This is a genomic window from Actinorhabdospora filicis (genome assembly GCF_030269765.1).
Classification (GTDB): Bacteria; Actinomycetota; Actinomycetes; order Mycobacteriales; family Micromonosporaceae; genus Actinorhabdospora; species Actinorhabdospora filicis.
In genome coordinates this window covers 523,356-542,626 of sequence record NZ_BSTX01000001.1, presented here as the reverse complement: position 1 = coordinate 542,626, position 19,271 = coordinate 523,356, and the positions used below count along the sequence as shown (strand labels likewise).

The 19,271-nt window shown below is 71.6% G+C and carries 15 protein-coding genes; all 15 read left to right on the top strand.

The window, feature by feature from the left end:
• Positions 1-130 precede the first annotated feature (130 nt).
• The 15 genes from smc (at position 131) to lepB (QSK10_RS02375) (ending at position 19,186) form a co-directional block, all read left to right on the top strand.
• The gene (smc, locus tag QSK10_RS02445) at positions 131-3,691 is read left to right on the top strand and encodes a chromosome segregation protein SMC (RefSeq protein WP_285660913.1); all 3,561 of its coding nucleotides are present in this window, start codon (positions 131-133) and stop codon (positions 3,689-3,691) included.
• A gap of 1,221 nt (positions 3,692-4,912) precedes the next feature.
• Positions 4,913-5,263, top strand: a complete 351-nt coding sequence (locus tag QSK10_RS02440) for a VOC family protein (RefSeq protein ID WP_285660912.1) — start codon at positions 4,913-4,915, stop codon at positions 5,261-5,263.
• A 135-nt stretch (positions 5,264-5,398) separates the two neighbouring features.
• Positions 5,399-6,568, top strand: a complete 1,170-nt coding sequence (ftsY, locus tag QSK10_RS02435; RefSeq protein WP_285660911.1) for a signal recognition particle-docking protein FtsY — start codon at positions 5,399-5,401, stop codon at positions 6,566-6,568.
• A 20-nt stretch (positions 6,569-6,588) separates the two neighbouring features.
• Complete coding sequence (locus QSK10_RS02430) at positions 6,589-7,377, top strand: aminoglycoside phosphotransferase family protein (protein ID WP_285660910.1); 789 nt, start codon at positions 6,589-6,591, stop codon at positions 7,375-7,377.
• Between the two features lie 152 nt (positions 7,378-7,529).
• A complete protein-coding gene (locus tag QSK10_RS02425) occupies positions 7,530-8,831 on the top strand; it encodes an ammonium transporter (RefSeq protein ID WP_285660909.1) in 1,302 nt (433 codons plus the stop codon).
• A 1,067-nt stretch (positions 8,832-9,898) separates the two neighbouring features.
• Positions 9,899-11,422, top strand: coding sequence for a signal recognition particle protein (ffh, locus tag QSK10_RS02420; protein ID WP_285660908.1), 1,524 nt, complete (start codon positions 9,899-9,901; stop codon positions 11,420-11,422).
• Positions 11,423-11,425: 3 nt separating this feature from the next.
• Positions 11,426-12,511 carry an amidohydrolase family protein gene (locus QSK10_RS02415; protein ID WP_285660907.1) on the top strand — a complete coding sequence of 362 codons (1,086 nt, stop codon included), beginning with the start codon at positions 11,426-11,428 and terminating at the stop codon, positions 12,509-12,511.
• A 948-nt stretch (positions 12,512-13,459) separates the two neighbouring features.
• The gene (gene proS, locus QSK10_RS02410; protein ID WP_285660906.1) at positions 13,460-14,866 is read left to right on the top strand and encodes a proline--tRNA ligase; all 1,407 of its coding nucleotides are present in this window, start codon (positions 13,460-13,462) and stop codon (positions 14,864-14,866) included.
• Between the two features lie 154 nt (positions 14,867-15,020).
• A complete protein-coding gene (gene rpsP / locus QSK10_RS02405) occupies positions 15,021-15,497 on the top strand; it encodes a 30S ribosomal protein S16 (protein ID WP_285660905.1) in 477 nt (158 codons plus the stop codon).
• A complete protein-coding gene (locus QSK10_RS02400) occupies positions 15,457-15,729 on the top strand; it encodes an RNA-binding protein (protein WP_285660904.1) in 273 nt (90 codons plus the stop codon). Before rpsP ends, QSK10_RS02400 begins: the two co-directional genes overlap by 41 nt.
• Before the next feature lie 5 nt (positions 15,730-15,734).
• A complete protein-coding gene (gene rimM, locus QSK10_RS02395; RefSeq protein WP_285662899.1) occupies positions 15,735-16,241 on the top strand; it encodes a ribosome maturation factor RimM in 507 nt (168 codons plus the stop codon).
• Positions 16,238-17,026 (top strand): tRNA (guanosine(37)-N1)-methyltransferase TrmD, encoded by a 789-nt coding sequence (gene trmD / locus QSK10_RS02390; protein WP_285660903.1) that lies wholly within the window; start codon positions 16,238-16,240, stop codon positions 17,024-17,026. The genes rimM and trmD overlap by 4 nt, the downstream gene beginning before the upstream one ends.
• Positions 17,027-17,130: 104 nt before the next feature.
• A complete protein-coding gene (rplS, locus tag QSK10_RS02385) occupies positions 17,131-17,487 on the top strand; it encodes a 50S ribosomal protein L19 (RefSeq protein ID WP_285660902.1) in 357 nt (118 codons plus the stop codon).
• Between the two features lie 103 nt (positions 17,488-17,590).
• Entirely contained in the window at positions 17,591-18,469 is an 879-nt protein-coding gene (gene lepB / locus QSK10_RS02380) for a signal peptidase I (protein WP_285660901.1), read from the top strand.
• A gap of 114 nt (positions 18,470-18,583) precedes the next feature.
• Positions 18,584-19,186 carry a signal peptidase I gene (lepB, locus tag QSK10_RS02375; RefSeq protein WP_285662898.1) on the top strand — a complete coding sequence of 201 codons (603 nt, stop codon included), beginning with the start codon at positions 18,584-18,586 and terminating at the stop codon, positions 19,184-19,186.
• Positions 19,187-19,271 lie beyond the last annotated feature (85 nt).

Below are 19,271 nucleotides of genomic sequence, written 5' to 3'. Positions count from 1 at the left end.
CCGAGTGGGAGTACGCCCTCCCATCGGTGCGTCCCGGGGGTTATCGGCGCGCCTCGCGCCGGTGAACAGGTAGCCTGCCAGGGCGTAAACCCGCGTCGAACGACCCCGAGCCGCCCGGACTGGAGCCCGCGTGCACCTCAAGAGCCTGACCCTGAAGGGCTTCAAATCCTTCGCCTCGGCCACCACGCTGCGCCTCGAACCGGGCATCACCTGCGTCGTCGGCCCCAACGGCTCGGGCAAGTCCAATGTCGTCGACGCCATCGCCTGGGTCCTCGGCGAGCAGGGCGCCAAAGCCCTCCGCGGCGGCAAGATGGAGGACGTCATCTTCGCCGGGACCTCCGGCCGCTCCCCCCTGGGCCGCGCCGAGGTCACCCTCACCATCGACAACTCCGACGGCGCGCTCCCCATCGACTACACCGAGGTCTCCATCACCCGCCGGATGTTCCGCTCCGGCGAAGGCGAGTACGAGATCAACGGTGACCGCTGCCGCCTCCTCGACATCCAGGAACTCCTCTCCGACTCCGGCATCGGACGCGAGATGCACGTCCTGGTCGGCCAGGGCCGCCTCGACGGCATCCTCCACGCCAAACCCGAGGACCGCCGCGCGTTCATCGAAGAGGCCGCCGGCGTCCTCAAACACCGCAAACGCAAAGAGAAGGCGCTCCGCAAGCTCGACTCGATGTCGGCCAACCTGAACCGCCTCGGCGACCTCACCTCCGAACTGCGCCGCCAGCTCAAACCCCTCGGACGCCAGGCCGACCTCGCCCGCCGCGCCGCGGGCATCCAGGCCGACCTCCGCGACGCCCGCCTGCGCCTCCTCGCCGACGAACTCACCCAACTGCGCGACACCCTCGCCAAAGACGTCGCCGACGAAAGCGCCATGCGCTCCCGCCGCACCGAGGTCGAAGAGACCCACCGGACGGCCAACGAGCAGCTCACCGACCTCGAAACCCGCCTCGCCGCCGACGCGCCCGCGCTCACCCGCGCCCAGGAGACCTGGTACCGCCTCTCCGCCCTCCAGGAACGCCTCCGCTCCACCCACCAGCTCTCCGGCGAGCGCCTCCGCTTCCTGTCCGCCGAAACCGAAGGCGAACGCACCGGACGCGACCCCGAGATCCTCGAAGCCGAAGCCGCGCGCGTCCGCGAGCAGGAAGTCGAACTCCGCGAGGCCCTCTACACCGACCAGGCCAAACTCGCCGCCGCCGTCGAGTCCCGCCAGGAAACCGAACGCGCGCTCTCCGAAGCCGAGAAAGCCCTCGTCGCCGCCGTCAAAGCCGTCGCCGCGCGCCGCGAAGGACTCGCCCGCCTCGCCGGCAAGGTCAACGCGCTGCGCACCCGGTCCCAGGCCGCCGAGGACGAGATCGCGCGCGCCTCGACCGCGCTCGCCGAGTCCCGCGAACGCGCCGAGATCGCCGCCGAAGAACACGCCATCGCCAAAGAGGCCGCCGACGTCGCCGAAACCGGCGACGCCGACCTCCACGCCCGCATCGAAGAAGCCACCGCCGCCGTCGCCGCCGCCAAGGCCCGCGTCCGCGAACTCTCCGACGCCGAACGCGCGGCCGAACGCGACGCCACCCAGTGGAAGGCCCGCGAAGAAGCCCTCGCCATGGGCCTGCGCCGCAAAGACGGCGCCGGAGCCCTCCTCGGCCGCGCCGACGCCGTCCCCGGACTGCTGGGCAGCGTCGCGGCGCTCCTCGCCGTCGACCCCGGCTACGAAGCCGCCCTCGCCGCCGCGCTCGGCGGACTCGCCGACGCCGTCGCCGTCGCGGGCGCCGACGGGGCGCTCGCCGCCCTCGACCTCCTCAAAGCCGACGACGCCGGACGCGCCTCGCTCCTCATCGGCGCCGACGCCGCCGCGCCGCGCCCCGACGTCGCGCTGCCCGACGGCGCGCGCTGGGCCACCGACCTCGTCCGCGCCCCCGACACCCTCATCGGCGCCGTCCGCCACACCCTCGCCGCGACCGCCGTCGTCCCCGACCTCGCCACCGCCCGGACCCTCATCGCCGCCCACCCCGCGCTCACCGCCGTCACCGTCGACGGCGACGTCCTCAGCGCCCACCGCGCCGCGGGCGGCTCCGCGAAGGAACAGAGCTACATCGAGGTCCAGGCCGCCGTCGACGAGGCCCGCGACAACCGCGCCGAAGCCGAACAGCGCACCGAACTCCTCCGCACCCGCCTCACCGCGGCACGCGAGGAGACCACCGCCCGCGAACGCGACCTCCAGGCCGTCACCGCGCTGCGCCGCGAAGCCGACCAGCGCGCCAACGCCGCGTCCCGGCACCTCGCCGAACTCGGCGCCGCCGCCCGCTCGGCGACCGCCGAGGTCGAACGCCTCGTCGCCACCCGCGACAAAGCCGAAGCCGCCCGCGACACTGACCTCGCCGGACTCGCCGAACTCGAAGAGCAACTCCGCCTCGCCGAAGACGAACCCGACGACGAGGACCCCTCGTCCACCGACCGCGACCGGCTCGCCGCGACCGTCCAGCAGGTCCGGCAGAACGAGATGGAGATCCGCCTCGCCGTCCGCACCGCCGAGGAACGCGTCGCCGCCCTCTCCGGACGCGCCGACGCCCTCGCCCGCCAGGCCCGCCAGGAACGCGAGGCCCGCGAACGCGCCGAAGCCCGCCGCCAGGCCCGCAAACGCGGCGCCGAGATCGCCCGCGCCGTCGCCGACGGAGCCGCCGTCGTCCTCGACCGCATCGAAGAATCCCTCACCAAGGCCGCCGCCGAACGCGACGAGGCCCAGCGCGCCAAGAACGCCCGCGAAGCCGCGCTCACCGACGTCCGCAAGACCGTCCGCGAACTCGCCGCCGAACTCGAACGCCTCACCAGCGCCGTCCACCGCGACGAAGTCGCCCGCGCCGAACAGCGCATGCGCATCGAGCAGCTCGAACAGAAAGCCGCCGAGGACTTCGGGCTCGACCTCGACACCCTCATCGACGAATACGGACCCCACCAGCAGGTCCCCCCGACCCCCGCCGACCTCGCCAAAGCCGAAGCCGACGGCGCACCCGAACCTCTCCCCGTCCCCTACGACCGCGCGACGCAGGAGAAGCGCGCCGCGCGCGGCGAACGCGACCTCGCCCTCCTCGGCAAGGTCAACCCCCTCGCCCTGGAAGAATTCGCCGCCCTCGAAGAGCGCTACAAGTTCCTCTCGGAGCAGCTCGACGACCTCAAGAAGACCCGCAAAGACCTCCTCCAGGTCGTCACCGAAGTCGACGAGCGGATCCTCCAGGTCTTCACCGAGGCCTTCCACGACGTCGCCCGCGAATTCGAGCACGTCTTCGCCACGGTCTTCCCCGGCGGCGAGGGACGCCTCTTCCTCACCGACCCCGACGACATGCTCACCACCGGCGTCGAAGTCGAGGCCCGCCCGCCGAACAAGAAGGTCAAGCGCCTCTCCCTGCTCTCCGGCGGCGAGCGCTCGCTGACCGCGCTGGCGATGCTGTGCGCGATCTTCAAGGCCCGCCCCAGCCCGTTCTACCTGATGGACGAGGTCGAGGCTGCCCTCGACGACGTCAACCTCGGGCGGCTACTGAACCTGCTGCGCCAGCTCCAGGAGACCAGCCAGCTGATCGTCATCACGCACCAGAAGCGGACGATGGAGGTCGCCGACGCGCTGTACGGCGTGAGCATGCGCGGCGGTGTGTCGCAGGTGATCAGCCAGCGGCTGCGGGACGTCGAGGAGTAGCGGGGACTGGCGGCTCGGCCGGCTGGCGAGTGGGCGGAGCGGGTTGCCGGGGTTTGGTGCCCGTGTCAGTGCCACCCGGAGTGGTTCCGATGCCCCGCAAGGTATCCGAGCGAGGCCGTGCCCGGGCGGCGGCGCGATGTGGCCGCTCCTACGCTCGTCGCTCCGCCTCGCGGACGCTCAGGACGAGCTGCGCCCTTCGCCGACGCTGCTCCTATCGCCAAGCGGCCAATCGGTGCTGCTCCCCGGCGGCCCACGCACGACGCCCCGCTGCGCAGCGCAGCGCTGCACCGGCACCGGCACCGGCACCGGCACCGCAGCGAGGCCGCACCGCGTGTGCGATTGCCGGAACGGCGCCGCCCGACGTCCGTGGCGCCCTGTCGCTCGCGGGTAGAGGGCGGCAAGTCGCTTTCCCGTGCCGGGTTCGAGGTACACGGTCTCCGCGTCGCCCACGCTCCGCCGTGCGCCGTGCGCCGTGCGACGCCGCGCCGCAGCTTACGGCGCGGCCCCGTTGCGCGCGCCGCGCTGTGGGAGAACAATCCGAGCGCACTTCTGCCGACTGCTCGCCCCATCGCCACCTGGCGCACCGAGCGCAGGGTGGGTAAGACGCCAGGCATGTCGCCGCAGCTGAGCTCGCTCGCCGTCGGTGCCTCCGTAGCCCTCGACCGCGCACGTCGCTCCATGCCACGGCGCCGCGCGAGCTGTGATCTGATCCGAGCGCCGCGCCGCGCTGCTCCGTGGGGCGCTGCCGCGCCGCGCCGTTCCGTGGGGCGCTGCCGCGCCGCAGCGGCCCCGAGCTCCGATACCTCGGCGCTCATCCGTCCGGCCCGCTCCGTCCTACGCCGCACCGCACCGCGCCGCGCTGCGCTGCGCCGTAAGGATCTGCGCCGCCCCGTCATCGGCCCGTACGGGGCGGCGCCGCTCTGTCTCGGGGCCGCGCCGTGGCCCGGCGGTGCGCCGAGTGTTTCCGCAGGTCAGTCGCGACGTAAGCGACTCACGGCGCGGCCCCGTCGCACGCCGCCGCGCCGTGCCGCGAACCCTCCCCGACCGCCGTGAATTCCGCACGCCGTACAGCCCCGAACCCCCGAAATACGCCGTACAGGGAACGTCCTACAGAGTGCGCGCCGTACAGAGCACGCCATCCGGGATTCCCCTCGCCGCCCACCCACCCGCGCGTCCCCCGATTCCGTTGCCCCCGTCCCGGCCCACCACTAGCCTCGAATCGTGATCAATGGCGCGCACGTCATCATTTACACCACCGACGCCGAGGCCGATCGGGCCTTCCTCCGCGATGTCCTCGGCTGGCCGTACGCCGACGCCGGGCACGGCTGGCTCATCTTCGGCACGCCTCCCGCTGAGGTCGCCTGCCATCCCGCCGAGTCCGGGGGAGCGCACGAGCTGATCCTCATGTGCGACGACCTCACCGCCACCATGGCCGACCTGCGGGGCAAGGGCGTCGAGTTCACCCGCCCCGTCGAGGAGCTGAGCTGGGGCGTCATCACCGGGATCCGCCTCCCCGGCGGCGGTGACATCGGCCTGTACGAGCCGCGACACCCGCGTCCCCCCGCCGCCTGACGCGCCGTCGGCACCGCGACGCAGTTCGTGGCGCCCGGGCCGTAAGATCCGGTGCCGGGTGGACCACCCGGTGAGGTACCTCATCGGGCTCGGCGTCGATACCCCGTACGCACTCACGTCTGCGAGGATTCACGCATGGACAACTGGTGGCTCTACGCCGTCGCTGCGGTGGTCGTACTGGCCCTCGCCGCGTTCCTCGTGGTACCCCGGATGCGGAAGGGCTCGCCGACGCCGCCCGAGACGGAGGCGAAGCCCGAACCGGCGCCCGCCGTCGAGGCCGCGGAGCCCGAAGCGCAGGCCGAGCCCGAGGCCGCCCCCGAGCCGGAGCCGGAGCCCCAGGTCGAGGTCGAGGTCCCCGAGCCCACCGTCGGCCGTCTCGTGCGCCTGCGCGCGCGCCTGGCCCGGTCCCAGAACGTCTTCGGGCGCGGACTGCTGAGCCTCCTCGCCAGCGACAAACTCGACGACGACGTGTGGGACGAGATCGAGGGCACGCTCCTCGCCGCCGACGTCGGCGTCCAGCCCACCCAGGTCATCGTCGACCGGCTCCGCGAGCGCACCCGCGTCCTCGGCACCCGCACCGTCAGCGGACTGCGCAAGCTCCTCACCGAGGAGCTCACCATCGCCCTCGACCCCGACATGGACCGCTCGCTGAACACCGAGCCGCGCGACGGCAAGCCCGCCGTCGTCCTCGTCGTCGGCGTCAACGGCGCGGGCAAGACCACCACCTGCGGCAAGATCGCGCGGGTCCTCGTCGCCGACGGCCGCAGCGTCCTGCTCGGCGCCGCCGACACCTTCCGCGCCGCGGCCGTCGACCAGCTCGCCACGTGGGCGTCCCGCGTCGGCGCCGAGGTCGTGCGCGGCACCGAGAAGGCCGACCCGGCGTCCGTAGCGTTCGACGCCGTCAAGCACGGCATCGAGACCGGCGTCGACACCGTCCTCATCGACACCGCCGGCCGCCTCCAGAACAAGGCCGGCCTCATGGACGAGCTCGGCAAGGTCAAGCGCGTCGTCGAGAAGCAGGGCCCCGTCGCCGAGACGCTCCTCGTCCTCGACGCCACCACCGGCCAGAACGGCCTGGAGCAGGCGCGCGTGTTCACCGAGGTCTGCGACGTGACCGGCGTTGTCCTCACCAAACTCGACGGGACCGCGAAGGGCGGCATCGTCATCGCCGTCCAGCGCAGGCTCGGCGTTCCGGTTAAGCTCGTCGGACTCGGCGAAGGCCCCGATGACCTCGCCCCGTTCAACGTCACCGACTTCGTGGACGCGCTGGTCGGCGACGAACGGGACGCGAAGGTCTCGGGCTGACCTGCGAACGGTGGTGGTAGGTGACGCAGCAGGAGGTCCCGCTCCACGGCGGTAACACCAGTACCGTCGTGCGGCTCGGCGACACGGTTCGCCGCAACACCGGCCCCTGGACCCCGGCCGTCCACGCGCTCCTCCGGCACCTGGAGGCGCGCGGATTCACCGGCGCCCCGCGCGCGCTCGGCACCGACGAGCACGGACGGGAGGTCCTCTCATACCTCGACGGCGAGTGCGGCGAGTACCCCCTCGCGCCGCACTGGACGACCGACGAGGCCCTCCAGACCGTCGCCACGATGCTGCGCATGTTCCACGACGCGCAGTACGGCTTCGTGCCCCCACCCGGCGCGGTATGGCGGTCCTTCGGGCCCCCACCGCCCGACACCGAGGTCATCTGCCACCACGACGCCGCCCCGCACAACGTGATCTGGCGCCCCGACGGCACCCTCGCGATGATCGACTTCGACCTCGCCTCACCCGGCGCGCGCATCTACGACGTCGCCTACGCCGCCTGGACGTGGGTGCCGCTGTTCACCGACCGCGACTCCTACACCCTCGGCTGGAAACGCCCCGACCGGCCACGCCGCCTGCGCCTCTTCGCCGACGCGTACGGACTCTCCGCACGCGACCGGGCGCGCTTCATCCGCGTGATCCGCAAACGCATCGTCGACCACGTCGAGGGCATCCGCCGCATGGCCGCCGCCGGCGACCCCGCCTTCATCCGCATCGTCCACAAAGGACACCTCCGGCGCCCCGTACGCGACCTGCGCCTCCTCGACCAGGAACGATTCATCCTCGACCACGCCCTGCGCTGACCACGTCCCACACCACCGGCGCTTGTGCGAAGGAGTTCACACCCCCGAAACGACCCGCGACCAGCGCGTAACACGACGATCCCACCGCCGAAACACCCCTCACCGACGCTGTCCGTACCTCCACACGGACAACGCACGGAAGGAGCCCGGCCATGGAAATCGACGCCGGAAACACCGCCTGGGTGCTCGTCGCCTCGGCCCTCGTCCTCCTCATGGTCCCGGGCCTCGCCCTGTTCTACGGCGGCCTCACCCGCGCCAAGAGCAAGGTCAACATGCTGATGATGAACCTCTCGGCTCTCGCCATCGTCAGCGTCCTCTGGACCGCCTACGGCTACAGCCTCGCCTTCAAAGGCACCGGCACCTGGCTCGGCGACCTCACCGCCGCCGGAATGCGCCACCTCGAAACCGCCGTCACCGGCACCGGACTACCCGAACTCCTCTTCGCCGGCTTCCAGATGATGTTCGCCGCCATCACCGTCGCCCTCATCTCCGGCGCCGTCGCCGAACGCATGAAATTCACCTCCTGGATCGTCTTCGCCGTCATCTGGGCCACCCTCGTCTACTTCCCCGTCGCCCACTGGGTCTGGGGCGGAGGCTGGATCGGCAACCGCGACACCGGACTCGGCGCCCTCGACTTCGCCGGCGGCACCGCCGTCCACGTCAACGCCGGAGCCGCCGCCTTCGGGCTCATCCTCGTCCTCGGCAAACGCCTCGGCTGGCCCCACCGCGACCACAAGCCCCACAACATGTCCCTCGTCCTCCTCGGCACCGGACTCCTCTGGTTCGGCTGGTTCGGCTTCAACGCCGGCTCCGAACTCGCCGCCGACGGCATCGCCGCCCTCGCCTTCACCAACACCCAGATCGCCGCCGCCGCCGGAGCCGTCGCCTGGATGGCCATCGACTGGCTCCGGCTCCGCAAACCCACCCTCCTCGGCTCCTGCGGAGGCGCCGTCGCCGGACTCGTCGCCATCACCCCCGCCTGCGCCTACGTCGAACCCCTCGGCGCGCTCGCCATCGGCGTCCTCGCCGGAGTCGTGTGCCCCTTCGCGATCCTGCTGAAGAACCGCCTCGGCTACGACGACACCCTCGACGTCGTCGGCGTGCACCTGGTCGCCGGAGCCCTCGGCTCGGTACTGATCGGCGTCTTCGCCACCGGCGACCTCGTCCCCGAAGGCGTGACCGCCGGACTCGCCTACGGCGGCGGAGCGGGCCTGCTCGGCAAGCAGACCGCGGCGGTCGCCGCGGTCGCGCTGTTCTCGGCCCTCGTCGCCGCGGGCATCGGACTGGTGCTGAAGCTCACCATCGGCCTGCGCGTCCCCGCCGAAGGCGAAGCCGCCGGGATCGACACACACGAGCACGACGAAGAGGGCTACGTCCTCGCCCACGAAACGGACACCCCGGAAACCCCCGAACCCACCGCCGAGCAGCCGGAACTGGTCGGCGCCGCCAAATGACCACGCGCCACCCGCGCGGCGAGCGCGAGCGGGGCACGCCACGCGGATGACGCGGGGCGCGGACGGTGCACGGCGCGCGGGAGAGAGCCGCGCCGCGCACCGTCGCGTCATGTCCGGCGCCGGGGACGCCCAGCGGCCGGCGGCGCGACGTACTGCGCCGACGGCGCCGCACCCGGCGCATCGGACGGGGCGAAGACGGCGGCGCCGCAGCCCCGTCACCCGATACGGCGCCGCGCCGTGAAGCCGCGCCGCGCGGCTGCGTGTGACAGCCCGGCGCCGCTCCGCGCCGACGAACGTTTTCGCAGGTCGCGCGCGACGTACGCCGCGCAGCGCGAGTCAGCTGTGAGCGCAGCTACCCCACGCCGCGTACTACGCGAGGTGAGGTACGTGGCACGTAGTAGGCGAGCGAGGCGCCATACCGAGTAGGCCGCTGCGGCGTGGCCCGAAACGGCGAAGCGCAGCCTCGCGTCACGGCCCCGCGCCGCGCCGCCACGGAGCGGCCCCGTCGCCGCGCATCGGACCGCGCAGTGACGTCCAGGGAGAACGAGTGTTTCCGCAGGTCGCGCGCGACGTACGGCGCCGACGGCGCGGCCCCGCGAACGCGGCGCGCATCGCGACGCCGCGCCATTGGCCCTCGCACCGCGGCGACGAGTGCGGCAGCACCGAACGGCCCGTCGCGACACGGCGCGGCGATGGGGCCGACGGCGCGGCCCCGTGGGCCAGGTGCGGCCCGCCCCGCCGTTCGGGCATCGCGGTGCCCCGCTCCGCCGCCGCGCGCCGAGAGGAGACAGCGGCTCGGGTCGATCACGCCGCCGCCCCGTCCCCGGCGCAGCGCGGCTCCGCGTCGCCCACGTCACGCTGCCGCGCCGCCCGCCGCCGTCCCCGGCTCCGTCCGCCCAAGCCGCCCCACACCCCGCCCCGCGCCGCGCCGTCCACCGTCCCAACCCGGCGCCACACCCGCCCCGTACCGCCTCTCTCCACGCCGCGCCAGCAGCCGACGTGCCACTCGCCGGTCCGGGCAGATAGGCTCGACGGGACCTTCTTGTAGACAGCGAGGACGACCACCCGTGTTCGACACTCTCTCCGAGCGCCTGTCCGGCATCTTCAACCAGCTGCGCGGCAAAGGGCGACTCACCGACGCCGACATCGACGCGACCGCGCGGCAGATCCGGATGGCCCTGCTGGAGGCCGATGTCGCCCTGCCCGTGGTCAAGACCTTCATCGATCAGGTGAAGCAGCGCTGCCGCGGCGCCGAGGTCTCCAAGGCCCTGAACCCCGCGCAGCAGGTCATCAAGATCGTCAACGAGGAGCTCATCGCGATCCTCGGTGGCGAATCGCGGCGCCTCAGCCTGGCCAAGAACCCGCCGACCGTCATCATGCTCGCCGGCCTCCAGGGCGCCGGTAAGACGACTCTCGCCGGCAAGCTCGCGCTGTGGCTGAAGGGCCAGGGCCACGAGCCGCTCCTCGTCGCCGCCGACCTGCAGCGGCCCAACGCCGTCGAGCAGCTGCGCGTCCTTGGTGAGCGCGCCGGAGTCGAGGTCTACGCGCCCGAGGCCGGGTCCGGCGTCGGCGACCCGATCCAGGTCTCCCGCGACTCCCTCGCGCACGCCACCCGCCACGCGCGCGACATCGTCATCATCGACACCGCCGGACGTCTCGGCATCGACCAGGAGATGATGGCGCAGGCAGCCGCCATCCGCGATGTCACCAACCCCGACGAGGTCCTCTTCGTCATCGACGCGATGATCGGCCAGGACGCCGTCACCACCGCCGAGGCGTTCCGCGACGGCGTCGGCATCACCGGCGTCGTGCTGTCCAAGCTGGACGGCGACGCGCGCGGCGGTGCGGCCCTGTCGGTCCGGCACGTCACCGGACAGCCGATCATGTTCGCCTCCACCGGCGAGAAGCTCACCGACTTCGACGTCTTCCACCCCGACCGGATGGCCTCGCGCATCCTCGGCATGGGCGACGTGCTGACCCTCATCGAGCAGGCCGAAACGGTCTTCGAGGAGGAGCAGAAGGAGCGGATGACCCAGAAGATGCTCGGCGGTGAGAGCTTCACCCTCACCGACTTCCTTGAGCAGCTTCTCGCCGTCCGCAAGATGGGACCCATCGCCAACATCCTCGGCATGATGCCGGGCATGGGCCAGATGAAGGACCAGCTCGCCGACCTCGACGACAAGCACCTCGACAAGGTCACCGCGATCATCCGGTCCATGACGCAGGCCGAGCGGGACGACCCGCGCATCATCAAGGGCTCGCGCCGCCTCCGCATCGCCAACGGCTCCGGGACGACCGTCAACGACGTCAACCAGATCATCACGCGCTTCTTCGACGCGCAGAAGATGATGAAGCAGATGGGCGGCATGATGGGCATGGCCGGTGGCCGCAAGGCCACCAAGTCGCCGACCATCAAGCGCAAGGGCAAGGGCGGCAAGGTCAAGAAGCGCACCGTCCGCTCCGGCGGCATCGCCGGTGGCATGTTCGGCCCGCGCCAGCAGCCGCAGCAGCTGCCCGACGCGTCCGGGCTGCCCGCCGACTTCCAGATGCCCAGCATCGACTTCTCCAAGCTGGGCAAGAAGAAGGACTAGGGCGTGCCGCGAGCGCTGCACGTCCGGGCCGTCCTGCTGCCCGACGACGAGGTCCGCGACCTCTACCTGTACGGCGACACGGTCACGTTCGAGCCGATCCCCGGCGCCGAGACGATCGTCGACGGCGGGTACGTGCTGCCAGGGCTCGTGGACGCGCACTGCCACATCGGCATCATGCGCGGCGCGAAGCCCATCACGTCCATCGAGCAGGCCCGCGCCCTCGGTTTCATCGACCGGGACGCGGGCGTGCTCGCGATCCGCGACGCGGGCTCCCCGTTCCCGTACCCCGAGCTCGACGACGACCCGGACCTGCCGCGCCTCGTCCGCGCCGGACGCCACCTCGCGCCGCCGCGCCGCTACCTGCGCGACATCGCCATCGAGTGCACCGCTGAGGAGCTCCCACAGCGCGCTGCGGAGCAGGCCAAGCTCGGCAACGGCTGGATCAAGCTCGTCGGCGACTGGATCGACCGCGACGCCGGCGACCTCGGCCCGACCTTCGACGCCGGCGTCCTCGCCGCCGCGATCGACGCGGCGCACGCCGCGGGCGCGAAGGTCGCGGTGCACACCTTCAGCGAGGAGGCCGTCGCGGCGGTGGTCCGCGCGGGCGTCGACTCGGTGGAGCACGGGACCGGCCTCTCACTCGACCTGATCGACCTCATGGCGCGCAACGGCACCGCGATCGTCCCGACGATGATCAACATCGCCACCTTCGACGAGATCGCCGCCCAGGCCGACCCGAAGTTCCCCGTCTACGCCGAGCACATGCGCAGCCTCAAGGACGGCTTCCCCGACATCGTCCGCGCCGCCCACGAGGCCGGCGTGCCCATCTACGTCGGCACCGACGCCGGAGGCGGCATCGACCACGGCCTCGCCGCCGAGGAGATGCTGCTCCTCCACGAACAGGCCGGCATCCCCGCGGCAGAGGTGCTCGCCATGGCGAGCTGGCGTGCCCGTGAATGGCTCGGATTCGCCGGACTCACCGAAGGCGGCCTCGCCGACCTGGTCGCCTACGACGACGACCCGCGCGCGGACCTCCGGGTACTGCGCGAGCCGAAGCGCATCGTGCTGCGCGGCCGCGTGGTGAAGTAGCGCGCCGCGAAAGCCCGGCCATACCCGGTATGGAGGGGGCTCGGCGCCGCGCCGCCGCGCCGAACGTTTCCGCAGGTCACGCGCGACGTACGGCGCGCGACGGCGCGGCACACGGGGCGGCTCCGCGCAGGACGGGGCGACGTCGCGGCGCAGCGCCGAGCCAACGCCGCGAAGCCACGGATCGGCGCGGAACAACCAGGTTGTGCCGCGCCGTGTCAGGTCGCTCCGCGCGGTGTCTGCACGGGCGCCGGGCGTTCGTCGCGGCGCGGCGCCGTAGGGACCCGCACCACTCCTCGCAGTTTCGGCGCCGCGGCGCCGCACAGTCCATCGCGGTGGGGCACCGCCCCGCAGAGCTCGACGCCGCGCCGCTGCGTGAGGTCACGGGGCGCAGTTCGCGGCGCGGCGCAGCTCGGCTGTACGGCGCCGTCGTGCGTTTGGCCCGACATGCGTTTTCCCAGGTGAAACGCAACGTACGGCGCGCGCGGCGCGGCCCCGAGACCGCCCTGCCACGTCGCGCCGTGCCGTGCCGTGCCGTGCCGCCCGATGGTGGCGGCGGATCGCGGAGCCAGCCCCGGCCCACCGCGTGCCGAGCTGGCCCTGGCCCGCCGTGTGCCGGGGCGACGTCGGCGCCGCACCGCGCTACACGACCAACGCCGCCCCGCACGCCGCCGCGGCGGCGGGGCGCGACGGGGGCCAGCTCCGTGCCGTCTTCCCCGCGACGCGACACAGCCCCGTACCGCCCCGCCCCGAACCCCGCGCCCCAGCGCACCCGCCCATCACCCCACCACCCGCTTCACCGCGCCCCACCCGGCCAATCCCACCCACCCCATCCGCCCCATATTCACTTCAAGCCCCAAGAACCCGCCCTGTACGCTCACCGAGTGGCGCCCGCCATAGCGGTGCCGCCCTCACCAGCACGAACGATCATGCGAAGGTTCGGTTCTCACCGTGGCACGAGTGCTCACTCCTCAGTCCGAGGATTTCCCCCGTTGGTACCAGGACGTCATCGCCAAGGCCGAGCTGGCCGAGACCGGGCCGGTGCGCGGCTCGCAGGTGATCCGACCGACGGGCTGGGCCATCTGGGAGCGCATGGTGGCCGAAGTCGACCTCCGCATCAAGGACGCCGACGCGGAGAACTGCTCCTTCCCCCTGCTCATCCCCGAGAGCTACCTCAAGCGTGAGGCCGAGCACGTCGAGGGCTTCGCCCCCGAGCTCGCCGTCGTCACCATCGGCGGCGGCAAGGAGCTCGAAGAGCCCGCCGTCATCCGCCCCACCTCCGAGACCGTCATCGGCGAGTTCATGGCGAAGTGGATCCAGTCGTACCGCGACCTCCCCCTTCTGCTGAACCAGTGGGCCAACGTCCTCCGCTGGGAGATGCGCACCCGCCTCTTCCTGCGCTCCGCCGAGTTCCACTGGCAGGAGGGCCACACCGCCCACGCCACCCGCGAGGACGCCCGCGACTACGTCCGCCGCATCCTCCACGACGTGTACGAGGACTTCATGGTGAACATCCTCGCCATCCCCGTCGTCGTCGGACGCAAGACCGTCCGCGAGCGCTTCGCCGGCGCCACCGACACCTACACCCTCGAAGGCCTCATGCGCGACGGGAAGGCCCTCCAGATGGGCACCTCCCACGAGCTCGGCCAGAACTTCGCCAAGGCCTTCGACATCGGCTTCCTCGGCTCCGACGGCAAGCAGCACCACGCGTGGACCACCTCCTGGGGCGTCTCCACCCGCATGGTCGGCGGCATGATCATGGCCCACGGCGACGACAACGGCCTCCGCGTCCCGCCGCGCCTCGCCCCCGTCCAGGCCTACGTGATGGTCGTCAAGGACGGCGAAGGCGTCTCCGAGGCCGCGCAGAGCATCCACAAGGCCCTCAAGGCCGCCGGAGTCCGCGTGAAACTCGACACCCGCACCGACGTGCCCTTCGGCCGCCGCGCCGTCGACGCCGAACTGCGCGGCTACCCCGTCCGCATCGAACTCGGCCCCCGCGACCTCAAAGAGGGCAACGTCACGATCGTGCGCCGCGTCGACGGCTCCAAGGCCGCCGTCTCCGTCGACGCCGCCGCCAAGGCCGTCACCGACGCCCTCGAAGCCGACCAGCAGGCGCTCTACGACTCCGCCCTCGCCTACCGCGAGGCGCACACGTCGGACGCCACCACGCTCGCCGAAGCCCTCGAAGCCGCCCAGGACGGGTTCGTGCGCCTGCCGTGGGACGCGTGCGGCGAGGACGGCGAGACCCAGGCCAACCAGCAGGGCGTCTCCGTCCGCTGCCTGGTCCGCGCCGACGGCTCCGTCCCCGACTCCGGGGACGAACCCGGCCTCATCGCCTACCTGGCTCGCTCCTACTGACGGACACTCCGCTAAGATGGACCGCTGGTAGTGGATCGTGCGCGGCGCCCTCTCATCGACGACGCGCGAGCCAGTCCATCGAGCCGGATAGGCCGCGCAACCCTACGTGGGGCCCGATCGCTCACCCAATATCGCAACAGGAGCTAACACCACTGTGGCCGTAAAGATTCGTCTTCTGCGGATGGGCAAGATCCGTCACCCTCAGTACCGCATCGTCGTCGCCGACTCGCGCACCAAGCGCGACGGCAAGGCGATCGAGTTCGTGGGCCTCTACCACCCGAAGGAGGAGCCCTCGCGCATCGAGGTCAACTCCGAGCGGGTCCAGTACTGGCTCGGCGTGGGCGCCCAGGCCTCCGACCCGGTCAAGGCGATCCTCTCCAAGACCGGTGACTGGCAGAAGTTCAAGGGCCTGCCCGCCCCTGAGGCGCTGAAGGTCGCCGCCCCCAAGGCCGACAAGAACGCCGCCTACGAGGCCGAGGCGCTCGCCGCCGGCGGCGAGGCGAAGGCCGAGGAGAAGCCCAAGAAGAAGGCCCCCGCCAAGAAGGCCGAAGAGCCCAAGGCCGAGGCCGCCGAGGACACCAAGTCGACCGATGAGGAGACTGCCGGTGGGGACGCCGCCGCGGAGTCCTGACGTACTCCGTCCCGCGCTTGAGCACCTGGTCAAGGGCATCGTGGACCACCCGGACGAGGTCCGGGTGCGTCTGGTCAACGGACGCCGCGGCAAGCGGCTGGAGGTCCGGGTCAACCCCGACGACCTCGGCACCGTGATCGGCCGCAGCGGTCGTACGGCCAAGGCCCTGCGCCAGGTGGTCACCGGGATCGGTGGCCGCGGGGTGCGGGTCGAGATCCTCGACTCGTACTGACCGTGCTGCTTTCCGTCGGCCGGATCATCCGGCCTCACGGCGTCCACGGCGAGCTCGTCGTCGAAATTCGCACCGACGAGCCGGACTCGCGGTTCGCCGCCGGGAGGGTGTACACCACCGACCCGGCGGCGGCCGGTCCGCTGACCGCGACCGCGATCCGCGGCCACCAGGGACGCCTACTCATCACCTTCGACGAAGTCGAGGGCCGTACCCGCGCCGATGAGCTGCGCGGTGTCTTCCTGTGCGTCGACTCCGACACGATCGACGCGCCCGACGACCCCGACGAGTTCCGGGACCACGACCTGTGGGGCCTGGACGTCGTCACGGTCGACGGCGAGCGCGTCGGCGAGATCACGCGCATCGAGCACGGACCCGCGCACGACATGCTGGTGGTCAAGCGCGCGGGCCGCACGCCCGCGTACATCCCCTTCATCAAGGCGATGGTGCCGGAGGTCGACGTCCCCGGGCGTCGCGTCGTCGTGGATCCTCCCGAGGGCCTGCTCGACCTGTGACGAACACACCGACCCGGCTCGACGTGGTGACGTTGTTCCCGGAGTACCTGCAGCCCCTCGAACTGTCGCTGATCGGCCGCGCGCGGCAGCGCGGGATGCTCGACGTCCGCGTCCACGAGCTGCGCACGTGGACGCACGACGTGCACCGCACCGTGGACGACAGCCCCTACGGCGGCGGCCCGGGCATGATCATGCGCCCGGAGCCGTGGGGCGAGGCCTTCGACGAGCTCGTCCCCGAGGACGGGCCGCGGCCGCGCCTGATCGTCCCCAGCCCCGCCGGGCGTCCCTTCACGCAGCGCATGGCCACCGAGCTGGCGGCCGAGCCGTGGCTGATGTTCGCGTGCGGCCGCTACGAGGGCATCGACCAGCGCGTCATCGACCACGCGCGGACGCGCATGGAGGTCACCGAGGTCTCGCTGGGCGACTACGTCCTCTTCGGGGGCGAGGTGGCCGTCCTGGTCATCGTGGAGGCCGTGGCGCGGCTCATCCCGGGTGTCCTCGGTAACGCCGCGTCGATCGTCGACGAGTCCCACAGCGACGGGCTGCTCGAAGCGCCGATGTACACCAAGCCCGCCGAATGGCGCGGCCTGGAGGTCCCCGAGATCCTCCTCTCGGGCCACCACGCCCGCATCGTGCGGTGGAAACGCGACCGCGCGCTGTTGCGCACCGCACAGGAACGCCCCGATCTGCTGGCCGCTTTGCCGTCCGAATTCTTCGACGAGTACGATCGATCGGTATTGACCGGGGCCGGGTACGAGGTCGGCTCACGCGATATGGCAGAGTAGTGGGGTTGCTTCGGCTCGACCGGCGCTCACCCTGCCCGCCGCCGACACACGATACGACTCCACCGGCGCTTTTCATGCGCCTTGAACTTCGAGGATTATTCGCCATGAACACGCTGGACCTTCTGGACGCCGCCTCGGTCCGGTCGGACATCCCGTCCTTCCGCGCCGGTGACACGCTCAAGGTGCACGTGCGGGTCGTGGAGGGCAACCGTTCCCGCATCCAGATCTTCCAGGGCGTCGTCATCGCCCGCCAGGGCTCTGGTCTGCGCGAGACCTTCACGGTCCGCAAGGTCAGCTTCGGTGTCGGTGTGGAGCGGACCTTCCCGCTCAACTCCCCGGTGATCGACCGCATCGAGGTTGCCACCCGCGGTGACGTCCGCCGTGCCAAGCTCTACTACCTCCGCGAGCTCCGCGGCAAGAAGGCCAAGATCAAGGAGCTGCGCGAGCGTCCCGCGAACTAGTCTTCGCGCGACCGAAAACGTTCCGAGCCCGTCCTCCCACTGGGAGGCGGGCTCGTTTCGCGTCCACGGCTAAGGTGACTCCAGCCCACCCGGAAGGCCGCCCATGGAAGGCAACGACGCCGAGCGCGTGGTCATCGCCGGCAAACGCGACGCCGCCAACCACAAACGCCGCGAACTCCTCGCGCGCGGCACGCCCGCGCGCCGCGAGACGCCGCTGTGGAAAGAGGTCCCGCTGCTGCTGCTCGTCGCGTTCTGCGTGGCGGTGCTCGTGCGGACCTTCCTGTTCCAGGCCTACGGCATCCCCTCGGCGTCGATGGAGCGCACGCTCACCGAAGGCGACCGCGTCATCGTGTCCAAGATCGTCTACGACGTGCGGACGCCGCAGCGCGGCGAGGTCATCGTGTTCCGCGGCAACGAGCGGTGGGCGCCCGAATTCCAGCAGGACCCCGACTCCGGCCCCCTCGCACGCCTCGGCGCCGCCGTCGCCGACCTCATCGGCATCGGGCAGCCCAGCGAGAAGGACTTCATCAAACGGGTGATCGGCCGCCCCGGCGACACCGTCATGTGCTGCGACGCCGCCGGCCGCGTCACCGTCAACGGCCACGCCCTCGACGAGTCGGAGTACCTGTACGAGGACTCGCCCCTCGGACTCGGCACCGTCGGCGACTGCCGCGCCCGCGAGTTCGGGCCGGTCCGCGTCCCCGAAGGCCAGCTGTTCGTGCTCGGCGACCACCGGTCCCGCTCCCAGGACTCCCGCTGCCAGGGCTTCGTCCCCATGGACGACGTCATCGGCCGCGCCCTCGCCGTCGCCTGGCCCGTCGACCGGTGGCACGTCCTGGCCGTCCCCGCGACCTTCGCCGACGTGCCCTCACCGGCGCCCGGAGCGGGTGGATCCCCGCCCCCGCCGGGCGGTTCCGGCGGCGGCGCCGCGATCGTCGCGGCGGCCGTGTTCCATGCGCCGCGTCACAGGTTCAGTGCGTAGACTCCGCGTGTGATTGAAGAAGAGCAGCCAAAAGCCGAAGCGCCCGCCGAGGCGGAGCCGACTTCCGAGAAGTCCGAAAAGGACCAGAAGAAGAAGGGGTCGTTCTGGAAGGAACTGCCGATCCTCCTCGGTGTCGCCGTGGTGGTCGCGCTGCTCGTCCGCACGTTCGTGATGCAGTCGTTTTGGATCCCGTCCGGATCGATGGAACACACCCTGGACGTCGAGGACCGCGTCCTGGTGAACAAGCTGGTCTACGACTTCCGTGACCCGGAGCGCGGCGAGATCATCGTCTTCACCGCCCCCGAGGAATGGCGCAGCGACCCGAACGAAGAAGACTTCATCAAGCGCGTCATCGGCATCGGCGGCGACCACGTGGTCTGCTGCGACGAGCAGAACCGCATCACGGTCAACGACAAGCCCATCGACGAGACGTCGTACCTGTACACGAACCCGGACGGTGTGCAGGACGCCCCCAGTAACAACCAGTTCGACATCTGGGTCCCCGAAGGACGCCTGTGGGTCATGGGCGACCACCGGTCCGCCTCCGGCGACTCCCGCGAGAACTTCATGCGGTTCAAGGACATCAACCGCTCGACCATCGCCGTCGACGCGGTCATCGGCAAGGCCTTCGTGACCATCTGGCCCGTCGACCGCTGGCGCTGGCTATCGGTGCCGGACACGTTCGACGACATCCCGGAGCCGCCGAAGCGGCCCTGACGACGGGCGATGGCGCGTGGGCGTGGCGGATGCCGCGCCCTTTTGCTTTGGCGGGGTGGGTGGCGCAGCGTGGGGGAGTGGGGGC